Below are 17,655 nucleotides of genomic sequence, written 5' to 3' on the forward strand. Positions count from 1 at the left end.
ACCAAGTTCAAAAACAACAACTAATAGATAAAACAATGAGTAATCACAAAGCCTATGCTGCTAAGTTGGTTTCGGCTACTGATAACTTTTTGTTAGCTGCTCAGCAACAGCTTGCTTATGTAGGCAAAATCCTTGAAGAAGACTTTAATAATCAGAAGCTGATCAGTGCTGAAGCAGAGCGCTTAAGATTACAAACTAATAGTTTCAACTCGATTATAATCGTTAATAAACAAGGCGAAATTCTTGGCGTATCGCCGCAGTCTCTTGAACTTCAAAATCGTAAAGTAGATAGTTTTGGCACCAAGGCTGCTTTGTCATACCGTATTCCTATGATAAGCGAGCCTTACATTTCTATGGCGGGTAATTTACTCATTTTTATCTCGCAACCTCTATTCGATAAGAACAGCAATTTTATTGGTTATGTTGGCGGAACTTTATACTTAAAGCGCGCCAGTATCTTAAATCAGTTATTGCAAGTTCATTTCTATCAAGACGGCTCTTACTTATATGTGGTTGATGAAAACCATCGTTTACTTTACCACCCCGATAAATACCGTATTGGTGAGCAAGTATTTGATAACCAAGTAATTGAAGAAGTACTAAAAGGGCACTCAGGGACTCAGCTTGTTACCAACAGCAAAGGCGTTGCAATGCTTGCTGGCTACGCACCGATGACAGTAGCTCCTTGGGGAGTAGTAACCCAGCGTCCACTAGACAGTACCCTTGCACCGCTCGACAGCTTAATGTGGCAAGTATTTGTAAAAACGGCACCAATTGGTTTACTCACTTTTGTATTTATTTGGGTGCTTGCGCGTTTAATTGCGCAACCTTTGAGACAATTAGCTGAAACCGCCAATACTCTCGATCGACCATCTACTTCGCTTGAGCTGACACAAATTCGTTCATGGTACTTTGAAAGCAATGAGCTAAGAAAAGCCATGCTTAGAGGTGTTGGCTTATTACACAGTAAAATTGGCTTGTTACGTCAAGAAGCACAAACGGATCCATTAACCTGTTTACATAACCGCCGTAGTCTCGATATGCAGTTAAGTCACTTTATAGAGCAGCGTTGTCCATTTGCGATACTGGCAATCGATATCGATCATTTTAAACGGGTAAATGACGAATATGGGCATGATATTGGCGATGTAGTATTGCAATCACTTGCTAAAATCTTGCTGGATGTCACGCGCGATGGCGATGTTGTTGCACGTACAGGAGGTGAAGAGTTCATTGTGATCATGCCAAAAGTTGAGGCAAAACGGGCTTATCAACTCGCTGAGCGCTTGCGTATGCGCGTCTCAGAAAGCTTCATAGATCCAGTGGGCTGCATTAATGTATCAATTGGTATTTCGGGCTGGCCTCTGGAACAATTGAGCCTCGAAGAGGTGTTTAAATTGGCTGATCAAGCTTTGTATAAAGCTAAAAAGACCGGGCGCAATCGCTGTGTTGTTGATGGCAGCTACTATAAAGAGCTAACCCCTATTTCTGACACTCCAGTGTTGGAATAAGTTATTTTATATGCAATAGTGAATGTTATTAAGTTATTTACGGACAAATCGATATGGCATTTACTTTACTCGCTCGATTAATAAAACCAATTATGTTTGCAAGCGTTGCTCTGACATGGGGTAATAATGTTTACGCAAATTCTGATGACGACAAGCGCAGCGAGTTTATTGATGTAGGCGTATTGATACCGAATGCAGTGTTGGATATTCGTTATTTTGGTCATCATAATTTTGTTGGCAAACCTATAGATGGCTACAATGCACCTAAATGTTTATTACATAATAGTGCTGCTACAGCCCTTAAAAAAGTACAAAATGCCGCTCAAAATGAAGGGCTAAGCTTAAAGATATTTGATTGCTATCGACCACAACGAGCAGTCGATCACTTTGTGCGTTGGGTTAACGATTTAGAGGATACCCGCACTAAAGCTGAGTTTTATCCAAATCTGGGCAAAGACGAGCTACTAGGTGATTATATCGCCGCTAAATCGGGCCACAGCCGTGGCTCAACAATTGATCTAACTTTAGTCGATGCAAAAGGCAAAGAGCTCGATATGGGCTCTCCCTTTGATATGTTCGACACCCTGTCAAACACTGACGACCCGCGCATAAGCGCAGAACAAAAAGCCAATCGATATAAACTAAAAACCCTCATGACTGATGCCGGTTTCGCCCCTTATTCAATGGAGTGGTGGCACTTTACCTATCAACCTCAAGCATACCCCGCTACCTATTTTGATTTTGTGGTGGAGTAGTTAAGTTAGCGAGTTTAGAGTTACGAGATGGCGAGCTGGCAGCGATTTTACATCGCGTCCTAGAACCCAGAGGCTAGAACCTAGAACTTAGCGCATGATGACGCGGGATAAACCCGCTGCTCCAAGCTGCTACAAGTAGGCGTGAAACTTGTAGCAGCGCATCTGAAGGCTGAGAGCTCCTTCACGTTGGGTTTCGCTGGCTCTAGCCAACCTACATCACCTCTTTTATCGGTGAATAATCAACTTTAATTTCAACAATATCGACATTGGCATTTTGTTTAAAAACGTCTTGCACTTTTAATAAATCAGTATCTTTTTCAGCAAGGTATCGATATGTTTTGTTGGTCATTTTTTTTAACGTGTATTGGCTGCTAAGCTCTACCGGTAAGCTATTATCTTTGAGAGTTAAATAGATAGCGCCGGTAGCAATACCAGGCTCTTTCATCGCGTGATTAAATACTTCAGTGCCTTTGGTTAAAGTAGGCGCGGCAAAGGTAATTTTTTCGCCATTATTGCTAAAAGCGTTAATTGGTTTTTGTTTGTTAATCTCGACCACTTTTTTAACATCTTTATCTAAAACTTGTTCTTTTTGTGAACTGCTTGCTGAGTGTTGCGAGCTATCTTGTTCGGATATTTCACTTTTTTGACAGCCTGATAAGAGTATTAGCGCTAGTGTAACTAACTGTATATTAATTGCTTTGTTCATTGTTGACCTGTTTGTTCGTTACTTTTGTTTACAATTGATTCTGTCTTTTGATTGCCAGATTAGGTACATTGGCTTTGGTTATGATTGTTAACCGAAAATAAAAATATAACAATAGGGAACGTAAGGAATGTCTCAATTTAAAGTAACTGCTGTTGCAACTATGGTAACGGCTATCTTGGCATCAACTCAAATACAAGCAAGTGAACAAACTCGCTTTTACAACGCATCAAGTGTTAGTTCTCAAGTACAGTTTAATCCTCAAGTATCTCAGCAACGTGCATTAGCTGAGCGTCGTACTGTATCAGGGCACAAATCAATTTTCGATGAGCAATTAGGTAAAGCTACGTTCCTTTGGAATGCGGTAGGTCAAGCTAAGCCAGACATGGCGATGATCCTTCCTGAGCAGCGCAATGCATACGCTGCTGATTTTTATCTAAATGCTTTAACGGGCGTTAGCGCTCTGAAAAAAGGTGTATCGAGCGCCGTACTAACTGATTTATCTGAGCAGAAGCTTGGTTCAATCACAGCTAAATACAAGCAAAAAGTACATGACATTGAAGTATTCAACCGCGAATACAACCTGATCATGGACAAAGAATATAACCTAGTTGCAGGTTCTGGCTACTTTGCAAACACAAGCGCTAGTGCAACCAAGTCGTTCGCACCACTTGCTGAATTTGTTGGTGCGGAGCAAAGCATTAAACGTGCGATTAAAGAACTTGCTGATATCGACGTATCGCTAACTAAATCAACTGAACAAGGCGACTATGTTAAGTACAATGTGTCTAACCAAACTGGTGACAAAATTGTACTAGGCCAGCCACGTGCTAAGAAAGTATTCTTTGAAGTAGCGGGCGAGTTACAATCTGCATACTACGTTGAAGTAGAAGTTGCTGATAAAAACAGCCTAGAAAGCGATTACTTCAGCTACGTTATTGGCGCACAAAACAGCAAAGTTTATTTCAAGAAAGACTTAAAAGCACACGCGGCAGACTTTAACTACCGTGTATGGGCTGACGAAGATGGTTATCCGTGGGAAGGTCCTCATGGCGACGTGATCCCAGCTGATGGTCCAGATCAAATCGATGAAACTGAAATCCTGGATGCACCACTTGTAAGTTTGTCTTACTATAAAAAACTAAGCACGATGGATCCGTGGCTTGCTGATGATGCTACAACCACTTCAGGTAACAATGTATTTGCTTATGCCGATGTAATCGCACCTCAAGGTTACACTGAAGGTGACTTCACTGCTGAAACTACATCAGACTTCACATTCGATTACCCTTATCAAGTTGACCAAGTAGCAAACAGCTACGATAACCGTAAAGCGGCAATCGTTAACTTGTTCTACATGAACAACTTCTTACACGATTTCTTCTACGACCATGGTTTTGACGAAACATCAAATGTTGCGCAAGTATCGAACTACGGCCGTGGCGGTGTTGAAGGCGACCCAATCGAAGCGCAAGCACAAGATAATAGCGGATTAAACAACGCAAACATGTCTACGCCTGCTGATGGTGCAAGCCCTCGCATGCAAATGTATTTATACAATAGTAAAGATGCAAAAGTAGGCATTGACTATGGTGTGGTTGTAACATCTGACGCGACCATTGGTCTTCTAGATTCGTCAAAAGTATCTAGCTTTGGTCAAATGCAATTTGCTGATATCGCTGGCGAAGTTGTTCGTCTAGTTGACGATAATAACGTTGATTCTGGTAGCGTAACTGATGGTTGTGAACCTGCAACAAACGCAGCAGAACTAGCTGGTAAAATTGCGCTAGTAGACCGTGGTTCTTGTAACTTCACTGCAAAAGTACTACACGCTCAAGAAGCGGGTGCAATTGGTGCAATTGTTGTGAATAACAACCCAGATACTGATGAGCCAGCGCCAATGGGCGGTGAAGATGATGCAGTGCTTATTCCTAACATGGGTCTTAACTTTGCTGACGGTCATGCACTTTACGATGGTATCGATGCAGGCGAAACTGTTACTGTTAACATGTTCAATAAAGCTACGTTAAAAGACGGTACGTTAGATAACGGTATTATTGCTCACGAATGGGGTCACTATATCAGTAACCGTTTAGTGGGTAACTCATCGGGTCTTATCAACTTCCAAGGTCGCGCGATGGGCGAAGGTTGGGGTGATTTCCACTCACTAATGTTCATTGCGAAAGCAGATGACATCAACATCCCAGGTAACGACAAGTTCCAAAAAGCATACGGTAGCGGTACTTTCGTAGAAGACTTCTATTATGGTATCCGTCGTGTTCCATATTCAACAAATATGGACGTTAACCCACTGTCTTTCCGTCACATTACTGAAGATGCTGGTGATGATGTAGGTATTGCACCAACGAGTGTTGCTTCACCACACGCTGCAGGTGAAATTTGGGCAACCATGCTTTGGGAAAGCTACGTAGCGCTTATCAACAAGCACGGCTTTGAAGATGCTCAAAACCGTATGGCTAACTACCTAGTTGCTGGTTACAAGTTAACACCAGTTGCACCATTATACACAGAAGCACGTGATGCAATCTTAGCGGCTGCATATGCAGTTGACCCTGAAGATTACAAACTAATCTTAGGTGCATTTGCTAAGCGTGGTATGGGCTTAGGTGCTCAAGCGCCAGATCGTTTCAGTGAAGATTTAACGGGTGTTGTTGAATCTGACAAAATGCAACTTGCAAGCTTTACCCTAAAAGATGTTGAAATGAATGCAAGCTACAATGGTGTTGAGCTTGGTTATTGTTCAAACGACAACATTCTTGATAAGGGTGAAACAGGTACTTTAACTGTTAGCATTATGAATACCGGTAGTGAAGTGCTAACAGGTACACAAGCACAATTAACTGTTGTGAGTGGCCACGATGTTACATTTGAAAATGATGGCTTAATCACATTTGACGATACAACACCGTATGCTTCGCAAACAAGTGCACCAATTAAGTTCACATTAAACGATGCTGGCACTGCTGATACGCTTGAAATCGAAGTGTCATTCCCTGAGCTTTCTGCTGATGATGAAATCGTTGAAGCTCTAAGCGATACAGTATCTTACCTTGTAAACATGGACTTTGAAGACAAGGCACCTGTTAGCTCACAAACTGCTGATGATATGGAAGTAGCAGGCACATCATTACGCGACTGGAAAGAGCACGTAATGACAGGTGATGACTTAGCTGTTGGCACGCAAAGCATGGCAACTGGCGGTAATGTTAACTTCTTCAACAGCTTTGGTTTTGGTCTTGGCGAGCAAACAATGTACTTGAACAACAATGACTTCCAGTCAGATGTTGCTATTGAGTCAAGAGAGTTCGACATTGGCTTTGCAGGTGAATTTGAAGTTTCATTCTGGCACTTCTACCTAATCGAAAACGAGTGGGATGGTGGTGTTGTAGAAATCAGCGTAAACGGTGGTAACTGGGTTGATGTTACTGAAATGGGCGGTTCATTTGATGTTGGTTACGACGGCCCACTAATCGAAAATGATGCACAAGCACTACAAGATCGCGATACCTTCACAGGTAACAATATTGATAATGGTGTTTATGGTAACTACGAAACTATTCGTTTTGGTACTGAACTAAACGGTAACCGTGCAAAATTACGCTTCCGTATCTCATCAGACAGCGCAGTACGTGAGTTCGGCTGGTGGATTGATAACGTGACTGTAAGCAATGTAACGTCACCAATCTTCTCGAACGTAATTGCTGGTGATACGTTAGCATGTGATAACGCACTTCCTATTATTAGTGTTTCTGGTGATGAAACGGTTTCTGAATCGGCTTCAGGTACTGTGTCTGTTACAGCGACAGACCGTAACAACGACACACTAAGCTACACATGGACTCAAGTGAGCGGTACTACAGCAACGCTTACAGGTGCTGACACTGCAACTCTAGGCTTCACGCCAGGTGCTATCTCAAGCGATGACGAGTTAGTATTTGAAGTAACAGTGAGCGATGGTACAGATTCTGTTTCAGAGCAGTTCACTGTTGCTGTAACTAACGAAGCTGAGCCAGTAGAAGAGAAAAAAGTAACTAAATCTAGCAATGGTAGCTTTGGTTTCTTAACGCTTCTACTTGCACCATTAGCGCTTATCGGCCGTCGCCGTAAACGTAAATAATACTTTTAAATAGTGATAACAAAGCCCTTACAGCTCGCTGTAAGGGCTTTTTTGTTTTTAAGTTAGCGAGAGGGTAGTTAGCGAGTTTCGAGATGCGAGATACGAGATAAAAGATACAAGGTGGCAGCGATTTTACATCGCGTCCTAGAACCTAGCCCCTTTTTGTAGGCGTGAAACTTGTTTCGCGTGTCTGACGACTGATAGCTGGAAGGTTCTTTACGTTGGGTATCGCTTCGCTCGACCCAACTTACGTGAAGAGTAAAGAGGTTGAATGTTGTGGGGGTTATCAATACTCGATAACCCCACAATTCGGCTTAGAGCTTAAAGCTATTGAACGGTTGCTTTTAAGCCGCGGCGTTTTAACAACGCAGACGTATCAGGCTCTTGACCACGGAATGCTTTAAACGATTCCATCAGATCACGCGAGTTACCTACTTCTAAAATTTCTTTGCGGTATTTTTCACCCATTTCGCGAGTTAAACCACCTTGCTCTTGAACATAAGCAAACGCGTCTGCCGCTAGGATTTCACTCCACATGTAAGCATAGTAACCAGCTGAGTAACCGCCGCCCATTGAGTGTGAGAAGAACGCAGATTTATAACGTGGTGGTACAAATGGTACGTTAACACCGTGCTTAGTAAGAGCTTGCTCTTCAAACTTTTCAATGTCTTGTAGTGGCGCATCAGCAGAAAGTGAGTGCCATTCCATATCAAGTAGTGCAGCAGCAACATACTCTAAAGTATCGAAACCTTGGTTAAAGCTACGAGATTGAATGACTTTTTCAAGTAGCTCATCAGGAATTGGCTCACCTGTTTTATGATGTTTCGCATAGTTAGCGATAACTTCAGGGTACATTGCCCAGTCTTCTTCAAAGGTAGAAGGAAACTCAACGAAGTCACGTGATACCGAAGTACCTGAAAGTGTTGGGTATTTAACTTTTGAGAACATACCGTGTAAGCCATGACCTAGCTCATGGAAAATCGTTGTTGCTTCATCGTAGCTGATAAGTGTTGGTTCACCATTCGCGCCTTTTTGAATGTTCATTACATTCACAACCACAGGCTTTTGATTTTTTAGGCCAGACTGCTTCACAAATGAGCTCATCCAAGCGCCACCACGTTTACCTTCACGAGCAAAGTAATCGGCATAGAAAATAGCTAGGCTTTTACCATTTTCGTCAAATAATTCATATGCTTTCACATCAGGGTGGTAAACTGGTAAGTCGCTACGTGGTTTAAAAGTAATCCCATATAAACGGTTCATTGTATAAAACACACCGTCTTCAAGAACACGATTAAATTCGAAATACTCTTTTACTGCATTTTCGTCTAGGTTGTATTTATCTTTGCGAACTTGCTCTGCGTAGAATAACCAATCCCATGGCTGTAGCTTAAATTGTTCACCAGACTCATCGATCTTAGCTTGAATAGCCGCTGCTTCAGCATTAACGTTTTGCATTAATGCAGGGATCATGCTCGCAAACATATCAAATACTGCTTGAGGTTTTTTCGCCATTTGTGACTCTAAACCAAAATCAGCCCAGCTGTCGTAGCCTAATAATTTAGCTTTTTGAGCGCGTAAGTGAGCAAGTTCTGCCACGATATCGCGGTTATTATTTTCACCTGATAGCGCACGCTCAGCCGATGCACGCCATACTTTTTCACGCAACTCACGGTTTTTAAGGGTTGCTAATATAGGCTGGCGAGTTGTATTGGTGATCTTAATTAAGTACTTGCCGTCATGACCAGCTTCCGTTGCTGCATTAGCAAGCTGTTCAATTTGACCCGCAGGTAAGCCTTCAAGCTCAGCTTTGTCATCAACAATAACAACATTTGTTTTTGTCAGTGCTAATAAGTTTTGCGAAAACTGCGTCGTTAAACTTGAATGCTTAGTATTGATATCACGAATTTGCTGTTTTTGTTCGGCATTTAATTGTGCACCAGCGCGAACAAAACGCTTGTAGTAAACATCAAGTAAACGTTTTTCTTCGGCTGTTAATGCTAGTTTGTCTGCATCGTTATAAACCGCTGCTACTTTTTCAAAAAGTGCTTTATTAAGAAAAATATTATCGTTATGTGATGCTAACTTAGGTGCTAATTCTTTTTGGATTTCACGGCGAGCAGGGTTTGAGTCACTGCCTGCTAAGTTATAAAAAATGCTACGAGTACGGGTTAACAGCTCACCACTTTTTTCAAGAGCAACAACAGTATTGGCAAAATCAGGCTTTGCAGGGTTGTCGATGATAGCTTGTACTTCAGCTATTTGCTCTGCCATGCCTTTATTGAAAGCTGGCATAAAGTGTTCATCTTTAATAAGGCTAAAATCAGGCGCCTCGTATTGCAGTGCACTTTTAACAAATAGTGGGTTTGCTTGTTCAGCTGCAGTTACTTCTGCTGTTTGTTCAGTTTTACGCGTATCAGCTGTAGTTTGAGGCTCAGAACAGGCCGTTAGTAATAACGCTGAGCTGATCGCGGTTGCGACTAGGTGTTTCATAGTGTTTCTCTTGTCATTTTTTAAAGTAATTGTACCGATATAACGTTATGTCAGCACTTTATGTCATCCTAGTGTTGGTTGTTAGTATGAGATTACACAAAGATGGCACGAATGTGTGCATGAGTGAGGCTGATATAACTTTGCGGTTAATATATAGAGCATACTGTGTATCGATAGCAATAATCTCATTCGTTGCGATAAGGTGATTATTGGCTGCGATAAGTGGTTAATTTTCGTAAATGTCAGCGTATCTTTTTCGACTTTTCAAGCTAAATTGTTATCAGATACTGTTTAAAATTAATACTCATAATGCAAGTTCGTCCTTACGTTTATAGCTGCATGACAATGATGGTGTGAAAGGCCCAAAAATTAGCTCTTGATAAAGTTTTATAATGTTATATTGTATCATTTTCTTTGGTGCGATAGCACTTATTCAGTTCATCAGAATTGATGCTTTAGCAATAAATATAAATAATACAAGAAGTTGATATGCAATTACCCGATATAACCTCGCACTCTAATACAGATTTTCAATCACCTTTAAAATGGGTTGGCATGGAAGGTATCGCATTACCTTGTAAACTTGCACAACCTCATGTTGATGCGCACCTTAATGCCAAAGCAGATATTTTTGTCAGCCTTGATAGCGATGCAAAAGGCATTCATATGTCGCGTCTCTATTTACTACTTAATCAGCTATTGGCTAAACAAAGCTTAACTAGTCAGCGTGTTAGTGAGTTTATGAATGCCGTTTTAGCATCACAAAAAGACTTAAGTAAAAGCGTAAAACTGGTGCTGCATTTTGATTTACCAGAGCTAAAACCTGCGCTCCTGAGCGACCATTACGGTTACAATGCTTACCCTGTAGTTTTAACCATCACGAAGCAGCAATCACTTACCATTAACTTAAAAGTCGATATTGCCTATAGCAGCACGTGCCCATGTTCAGCGGCATTATCGAGGCAGCTTTTGAGCGAAGCGGTCGATAAACAGTTTAGCGATGCCGCTATTGATAAAGCATCTTTAATCAATTGGCTCACAAGTGAACAGGGCTCTATTGCAACCCCTCATAGCCAGCGCTCATATGCGTATATCGATGTCACTTTTAGTAACGAAAAGCTTCCGGATATTAGTGGCTTTATCACAGTCTGTGAGCAAGCCATAGGGACCCCAGTGCAAACCGCCGTTAAGCGTGAAGATGAACAAGCATTTGCCGCCCTTAACGCAAAAAACTTATTATTTTGCGAGGATGCAGCAAGGCGGCTAAAGCAGTGCTTCGAAACCATGCCAGGTATTACTGATTACCAATTTAAAGTGGAGCATCAAGAAAGCTTACACGGCCACAATGCTGTGGTTTATGAGTCTAAGTATTAGGCCATACAGCCTTATTTGGTTTACAAACTTTGACATTAGCGGTCGCAAATTATTGCTATTGGCTAGCACAATGATAATGATAAGAGCGCTAAAAAGATAAACATAACAAATATAAAGGACGACTATGCGTTTTAAATTTATTGCTGCTGCAGTGGGTCTGGCTGTAGCAAATGTTGCTGTTGCCGACGAAGGCATGTGGCAACCTCACCAGCTACCAGAACTTGAATCTATCCTAAAAGCGAAAGGCTTAAGCATTGATGTTGAGTCAATTTCAAAATTGACCGAGTTTCCGATGAACGCAGTAATTAGCCTTGGTGGTTGCACTGCTTCGTTTGTTTCACCAAAAGGCTTAGTTGTAACAAACCATCACTGTGCCTATGGTTCGATTCAATATAATTCAACCACCGAAAATAACATTTTAGAAAATGGCTTTTTAGCTAAAACAACGGGCGAAGAAGTACCTGCAGCGCCGGGTTCTCGTGTTTATGTGACAGAGCAAGTGACAGAAGTTACTGATAAAGTAAACCAAGGTACTGAACAGCTAACAGGTAAAGCACGTTTTGATGCAATTCAAGCAAATGAAAAAGCACTTGTTAGTGAGTGTGAGCAAGACCAAAGCTACCGCTGTAATGTGTATACCTTCCATGGTGGTCTTGAATATTACTTAATTAAAGCGCTTGAAATTAAAGATGTACGTTTAGCGTATGCACCCGCTATGGGCGTAGGTAAATACGGCGGCGATATCGACAACTGGATGTGGCCGCGCCACACCGGTGATTTCTCGTTCTATCGCGCGTATGTTGGCAAAGATGGCAAGCCTGCTGAATATTCAGAAGATAACGTACCGTACCAGAGTGATGCGTTTTTAAAAGTAAGCGCTAAAGGCGTACAAGAAGGCGATTTTGTGATGGTTACCGGTTATCCGGGCAGCACAAACCGTTACCGTATTTCGCCTGAAGTTGATTACGTGTTTAACACAGCCTACCCATTAGCGCGTAAATATAATTCTAAATATGTCTCGTTGATTGAAGAAAATGCCCCTGATGGTTCAGAGGCACGTATTGCTTATGAAAGCACGATTGCGGGTTACAACAACTACATTAAAAACTATGGCTCAATGATTGAGAGCTTTAACAAAGGTTCAATGTATAGCCGTAAGCAGCAATTCGAAAAAGATCTCACTGCGTGGATCAATGAAGATAGTAAGCGCAAAGCTAAATACGGACATGTACTTGCTGATTTATCTGCGCTAGTTGCTCAGTCGCAAGAGCACAACCAACGTGACCGTATGTTAGGTTACGTACACCGCTCGCAAATGATGTCATCGGCTCGTATGCTCTATCGTTTAGCTTATGAAAAACAAAAGCCAGATGCTGAGCGCGAAAGCGGTTATCAAGAGCGTGATATGCCGCGCATTAAATCACGCCTAGAAAGCATGAGTCGTCGTTATGATGAAACCGTTGATAAAGCCATTTTATTGTACTTTATTGAGCAATATGCAGCTTTGCCAAACGATGAGCGAGTTGCAGAGGTAGATAAAGCGCTTGGTTTAACCAATGGTTTTGATAAACAAAAACAACAAGCGTTACTTGATGATATGTATGCTAAATCGGTTCTTGCAGATGAAAGCAAACGTTTATGGATGACAGAACTTGACCTTGCTCAGTTAAAGCAAAGTAGCGATCCATTCATTCAATACGCTCAGGCTGTTTTTGCCGTTACTAAAGACATTGAAGATGCGAAAAAAGAGCTGGCTGGTAAACAGCAAGCTGCTCGCCCTGCATTAATGGAAGCAATTATCGCTTATAACAAGGCACTTAATAAGCCTGTTTATGCTGATGCTAACAGCACCTTGCGTGTAACTTACGGCACGGTAGGCGGCTATTCACCGCAAGATGGCTTAGTGGCAACCCCCTTTACATCTTTAGAAGGCCTGCTTGCAAAAAATACCGGTGTTGAACCATTCAACTCACCAGAAAAGCAAAATGAGTTAATTAAGCAAAAGCTTTATGGCGATTACACTGGCGGTATGAATACTGTTCCGGTTAACTTTTTATCAAATGTAGATACCACAGGTGGTAACTCAGGCTCTCCAACATTAAACGGTAATGCTGAGCTCGTTGGTTTGTTATTTGATGGTGTTTACGAAAGTATTATTGGTGATTGGGATTACGATGAAAACTTAAACCGCTCGATTCACGTTGATTCACGATACATGTTGTGGGTGATGGATAAAGTTGATAATGCTCAAAATCTACTTAAAGAGATGACCATCGTTAAGTAATCAAAGTTTAACGTTAATTTAAGCATTAAAATGCCAGTCATTTAGACTGGCATTTTTGTTTTTATAAAAAATAAAAACATTAAATTTCATGAGGTTGAAAAATATTTATAAAAATTATTTTTTCTTAAGTTTTATTTAAGTTTCGCTCGATAAATTTTACACATAACCTAAGTGGAGCGAACAATTATGCTTTCAGTTCAACAATCACATCAAACTCAACTTCAAGAGCCTGCCTTTGTTTGCACGCGTGAAGGAGGTCAGTTCCGCGACCGTCTTGAGAGTAATATTAAGCAAGGTTTTGCTGCAGCTTATGATGCGAAAATTTCGCAGTTCATGCCGCTTCTTTGTGAGCTGAATGTTGATGATGAAGTATGTACGTTAGGTCTTCGCTCTGCATCTCAACCTTTGTTTATTGAACAATACCTCCCTGTGTCTATTGAGCACTTTGTTGGTGCCAAGCGTGAGCACATTTTTGAGTTAGGTAATTTATGCTCAACGCATCGAAAAGCCACCTTGGCACATTTTGTTTTAATGAACGAAGCACTCTACCAAGCGGGAGCAAAATATTTAGTGTTTTGTGCAACCCGCAAAGTCAGAGCGCTATTAAAAATGCTAGGTGTTAATTGCAAAGAAATCGGTGTTGCAAATGCACAAGCACTCCAAGATCCAGCAAGCTGGGGTAGCTATTACGACAACCAACCAACCATTTGTGTGGTTGACCTAAACGAAGCACATCAACGTGTATTAAACACCCCAGTTTTATTCAATATTAAACAGCAGTGTTTACAGTCATCCCTTGAATTGGCTGTTTATTTGGAGGCGCTATGAGCTGGTTAACACAGTTACCACACAAAGATAGCGATACCTTAATGGTTTGCCATGAAAGTAATGGTGTGCGCTCACTAACTAAACAAGATTTTACTGAACAAGTAACTCGTCTGTTAGCTACTTTGGTTGAGTTTAATGCTGAGGGTGTCGCCTATCAATTAGATAACACACCTGCTTGGTGTGTATTAGAAGCTGCGCTTAGCGAACTTAAAAGAGTGGCAATTCCGCTACCAACGTTTTTTACGGCTCAGCAAATAGCGTTTGGTTTGCAAAACAGTGGGGCAGGGCTATTTGTATGTGACCGCGCTTACGAAGGTGAGCATGCAAGGTTAGTGGCGTTAGTCGATGTATGTAAGCATTACCCTTTATATGTTTATCAATTAAGTAATACACAGCTAGTTCCTTATTTTGCAAACACGCAAAAGATTACCTTTACGTCGGGCTCAACGGGTACACCAAAAGGTGTGTGTTTATCGCTTGAGAGTCAATTGCAGGTGGCAACATCACTTTATCAAAGCATTGGTTTAGAAAAACCAAACCATTTGTGTTTACTGCCGTTACCGGTTTTGCTTGAGAATTTAGCCGGCGTGTATGCGCCGCTATTAGCGGGTGGCACGGTTAACTTAGTGCCTTTAGCTGAACTTGGGTTTTCTGGCGCACAGCTACTTGAGCCACATAAATTAATAGCAGCCATTGAACGCACTGAGCCAAATACCCTTATTTTAGTGCCTGAGTTGCTGACTTGTTTAGTGGCTTTTGCAAAGCAAGGCTGGCAAGCACCTAAAAGCTTAAAGTTTATTGCAGTGGGTGGCGCAGTTGTGAGCCAAGCACTTATTAAGCAAGCCCGAGAGTTAGGTTTACCGGTTTATCAAGGCTATGGTTTGTCTGAGTCTTCATCGGTGGTGAGCCTAAACACGTGCGATGATGACGACATCGATACCGCAGGGCGAGTTCTCAAACATATCCAATACAAAATTGAAAATGGTCAGCTTTATATCAAAGGCTCATTGTTTTTAGGGTACTTAGGTCAAGCCGCGCAAAGTGCCGACGATTGGTATGCAACTGGCGATCTCGTCACTGAGCAAGCAGGCCGCTTGGTTATTCAAGGTCGCTTGAAAAATCAGCTGATCACCAGCTTTGGGCGCAATATCAGTGCCGAGTGGCCAGAGTCATTATTACTTAGCCACAGCCAGGTACAACAAGCGGTGGTGATTGGCGAAGGCCAAGCATTTTTAGCTGCGCTTATCTATGCAAACCAAGCGATGAGTGACGATGAACTTGCTGCTCATATTACTGCACAAAACGCGCAACTACCCGAATACGCACAGATCAAAAAGTGGCATCGAATGGCAGAGCCTATGAGCCACACGCAAGGTTTATTAACCAGCAATAATCGCCCCAAACGCGATGTTATTAATCAATTTTTTGCTACAGAGATTTCAGCACTTTATCAAGAGGCGACGAGCATGAGTCAATTTTTTAATACATTACAAGCCGAAACACAGAAAGAGCGCGACTACCTTTTAGCTGCGCCAATTATTAGCCGCGTTTTTAAAGGTGAAGTCAGCCTGAGTGAATACGCATCGTTCTTAACGCAAGCTTATCACCATGTTAAACACACCGTGCCACTGCTAATGGCTGTAGGCGCAAAGCTGAGCGATAAACAAGAGTGGCTGCGCGAAGCTGTTGCAGAATACATCGAAGAAGAGTTAGGCCACCAAGAATGGGTGCTAAACGATATTGCAGCCTGTGGTTTTGATAAAGAGTTAGTGCGTCATTCTCGTCCACAATTTTCGACTGAATTAATGGTGTCGTATGCGTACGATACAATTAATCGCGGTAACCCATTGGCCTTCTTTGGCATGGTGCATGTGCTTGAAGGCACCTCGATTGCCTTAGCCGATAATGCAGCGGGGCAAATCCGTGAGGTTGTAGGTTTACCTAAAAAGGCGTTTACCTACCTTACCTCGCATGGTGCTCTTGATATTGAGCACGTGAAGTTTTTCGAAAATCTGATGAACAAAATAGATAACGAGGACGATCAGCAAGCGATTATTCACGCCGCAAAATGTTTTTATAAACTGTACGGCAATATTTTCCGTGACCTCGATTCAGAACCTTTCTTTAGCGAGGCTGACTTGGAGCAAAGCGCATGAGTAGCCCAGTGTGTGTGCTAACCGGTGCAACAGGGGGCATTGGCCGTGCTATTGCCCTTCGCCTTGCAAAAGAAGGTTGGCGTGTATTATTGGTAGGCCGAAATATAAAGCAACTTGCTGCATTGCAATTGGAGTGCGGCAATGACGCTGAGTATTTTCAAGCCGACCTAAGTAACAGTGAATCTCGCAATGATCTTGCTAAGTTTGCCCAGCAAATTGGCGGCGCAACGCTGCTTATCAATAACGCGGGCGTTAATGTGATGCAAGGCTTTAGTGAAATAAGCGAGCAGCAAATTGATCATCTGTTAAATATTAATCTAAATGTACCTATTAAATTGTGCCAGCTGTTTTTACCACAAATTACCCGTAATAAAGGCACGATTGTGAATATAGGTTCATCATTTGGCAGCATCGGCTATCCGTATCAAACCTTGTACTGTGCCAGCAAGTTTGGCCTTAGAGGAATGACCGAAGCCCTTGCCCGAGAGCTTAGTCACAGTGATGTGAAAGTATTGTACTTAGCGCCTCGTGCCACCGATACCGCGATTAATTCGCCGCAAGTACGTGCGATGAACAAAGAGTTGGGTAACACCATGGACCCGCCTGAAAAAGTGGCTGATGCATTAATAGATTTAATTAAATCCAAAAAACGTCGCCGTTTTATCGGCTTTCCAGAAACATTATTTGCTCGTATTAACGGGGCATTTCCATCATTAGTTGATAACGCAATAGCAAAACAACTTCCTAAAATTAAAAGTTTTTTTGCCAACTAAATTGATTAAGGTGAATGATTATGACTAAACTAAATTTTAAAGCTCTAATGATGATAGCTGTTATCATGGCTGCGCCTGCAAAAGCCGACTTTAATAGCGATTTAAGTTCGGTGCAAAAGCAATGGGCTGTGGTTAATTACGAATTAGTTGACGATGCGCAGCTAGATGCCTTTGAAAAGTTAGCGAATGAAACCGCAGAGTTTACAAAAGCAAACGATCAGCAAGCGGCAAGCCATATTTGGTACGGTATCGTGTTATCGAGCTATGCAGGTGCGAAAGGGGGATTAGGTGCGCTGGGTCTTGCTAAAGATGCCAAAGCACAATTTGAAAAAGCGCTTAAGCTTGATCCACAAGCACTGAATGGTTCGGCCTATACAAGTTTGGCAACTTTATACGGCAAAGTGCCAGGTTGGCCAATTGGCTTTGGTGATGATGATGAAGCCAAAAAACTGTTTAAAAAAGCCCTTGAGCTAAATCCTTATGGAATCGATAGTAATTATTTATATGCGTCATTTTTATATGATGAGCATAAGTATCAGTCAGCTAAAGAATTTTTATTAGTAGCTCAGCAAGCGCCAGCGCGCCCTGATAGACCAAAGGCAGACCTTTACCGTCAACAAGAAATTACTAAACTATTGGC

Annotated in this window: 11 protein-coding genes and 1 pseudogene; 10 read left to right on the plus strand and 2 right to left on the minus strand. The window is 41.9% G+C overall.

Annotated features, from left to right (window positions below; genetic code table 11):
* Positions 1-1,511: sensor domain-containing diguanylate cyclase (locus L1267_RS22590; protein WP_235384251.1), on the plus strand; the 1,511-nt coding region annotated here is incomplete at its 5' end.
* A gap of 53 nt (positions 1,512-1,564) precedes the next feature.
* Positions 1,565-2,266, plus strand: coding sequence for a M15 family metallopeptidase (locus L1267_RS22595; protein ID WP_235384252.1), 702 nt, complete (start codon positions 1,565-1,567; stop codon positions 2,264-2,266).
* Positions 2,267-2,477: 211 nt separating this feature from the next.
* On the opposite strand, the gene L1267_RS22600 is transcribed toward L1267_RS22595, so the two are convergent.
* Positions 2,478-2,972 carry a hypothetical protein gene (locus tag L1267_RS22600; protein ID WP_135926686.1) on the minus strand — a complete coding sequence of 165 codons (495 nt, stop codon included), beginning with the start codon at positions 2,970-2,972 and terminating at the stop codon, positions 2,478-2,480.
* 127 nt (positions 2,973-3,099) lie between these two features.
* Between L1267_RS22600 and L1267_RS22605 the strand changes: the two genes are divergently transcribed.
* A complete protein-coding gene (locus tag L1267_RS22605; protein ID WP_235384255.1) occupies positions 3,100-7,107 on the plus strand; it encodes a rhombosortase-dependent M36 family metallopeptidase in 4,008 nt (1,335 codons plus the stop codon).
* A 327-nt stretch (positions 7,108-7,434) separates the two neighbouring features.
* Here L1267_RS22605 and L1267_RS22610 read toward each other — a convergent pair whose 3' ends face one another.
* The gene (locus L1267_RS22610; RefSeq protein WP_235384256.1) at positions 7,435-9,600 is read right to left on the minus strand and encodes a M3 family metallopeptidase; all 2,166 of its coding nucleotides are present in this window, start codon (positions 9,598-9,600) and stop codon (positions 7,435-7,437) included.
* Between the two features lie 489 nt (positions 9,601-10,089).
* On the opposite strand from L1267_RS22610, the gene folE2 reads away from it, so the two are divergent.
* From folE2 to L1267_RS22645, 7 genes and pseudogenes are all read left to right on the plus strand, one after another.
* Positions 10,090-10,974 carry a GTP cyclohydrolase FolE2 gene (folE2, locus tag L1267_RS22615; RefSeq protein ID WP_235384258.1) on the plus strand — a complete coding sequence of 295 codons (885 nt, stop codon included), beginning with the start codon at positions 10,090-10,092 and terminating at the stop codon, positions 10,972-10,974.
* 124 nt (positions 10,975-11,098) lie between these two features.
* The gene (locus tag L1267_RS22620; RefSeq protein WP_235384259.1) at positions 11,099-13,258 is read left to right on the plus strand and encodes a S46 family peptidase; all 2,160 of its coding nucleotides are present in this window, start codon (positions 11,099-11,101) and stop codon (positions 13,256-13,258) included.
* A 186-nt stretch (positions 13,259-13,444) separates the two neighbouring features.
* Positions 13,445-14,086 carry a thermostable hemolysin gene (locus tag L1267_RS22625; protein WP_235384260.1) on the plus strand — a complete coding sequence of 214 codons (642 nt, stop codon included), beginning with the start codon at positions 13,445-13,447 and terminating at the stop codon, positions 14,084-14,086.
* Positions 14,083-15,540, plus strand: a pseudogene (locus L1267_RS22630) (AMP-binding protein); the annotation flags it as partial. The gene L1267_RS22625 and the pseudogene L1267_RS22630, both read left to right, overlap by 4 nt.
* 12 nt (positions 15,541-15,552) lie before the next feature.
* A complete protein-coding gene (locus tag L1267_RS22635) occupies positions 15,553-16,242 on the plus strand; it encodes a TenA family transcriptional regulator (RefSeq protein WP_212748200.1) in 690 nt (229 codons plus the stop codon).
* The gene (locus L1267_RS22640; protein WP_135926692.1) at positions 16,239-17,015 is read left to right on the plus strand and encodes an SDR family oxidoreductase; all 777 of its coding nucleotides are present in this window, start codon (positions 16,239-16,241) and stop codon (positions 17,013-17,015) included. The genes L1267_RS22635 and L1267_RS22640 overlap by 4 nt, the downstream gene beginning before the upstream one ends.
* 20 nt (positions 17,016-17,035) lie before the next feature.
* The coding region (locus L1267_RS22645) for a tetratricopeptide repeat protein (protein WP_442960576.1) at positions 17,036-17,655 on the plus strand (620 nt) is incomplete at its 3' end.

It is taken from the genome of Pseudoalteromonas sp. OFAV1 (assembly GCF_021532595.1).
Lineage (GTDB): Bacteria > Pseudomonadota > Gammaproteobacteria > Enterobacterales > Alteromonadaceae > Pseudoalteromonas > Pseudoalteromonas lipolytica_C.

Coding starts and splice junctions, on each gene's coding strand:
- L1267_RS22640 (WP_135926692.1), top strand. CDS start 16,239: ATGAGTAGCCCAGTGTGTGTGCTAACCGGTGCAACAGGGGGCATTGGC.
- L1267_RS22605 (WP_235384255.1), top strand. CDS start 3,100: ATGTCTCAATTTAAAGTAACTGCTGTTGCAACTATGGTAACGGCTATC.
- L1267_RS22600 (WP_135926686.1), bottom strand. CDS start 2,972: ATGAACAAAGCAATTAATATACAGTTAGTTACACTAGCGCTAATACTC.
- L1267_RS22635 (WP_212748200.1), top strand. CDS start 15,553: ATGAGTCAATTTTTTAATACATTACAAGCCGAAACACAGAAAGAGCGC.
- L1267_RS22610 (WP_235384256.1), bottom strand. CDS start 9,600: ATGAAACACCTAGTCGCAACCGCGATCAGCTCAGCGTTATTACTAACG.
- folE2 (WP_235384258.1), top strand. CDS start 10,090: ATGCAATTACCCGATATAACCTCGCACTCTAATACAGATTTTCAATCA.
- L1267_RS22620 (WP_235384259.1), top strand. CDS start 11,099: ATGCGTTTTAAATTTATTGCTGCTGCAGTGGGTCTGGCTGTAGCAAAT.
- L1267_RS22595 (WP_235384252.1), top strand. CDS start 1,565: ATGGCATTTACTTTACTCGCTCGATTAATAAAACCAATTATGTTTGCA.
- L1267_RS22625 (WP_235384260.1), top strand. CDS start 13,445: ATGCTTTCAGTTCAACAATCACATCAAACTCAACTTCAAGAGCCTGCC.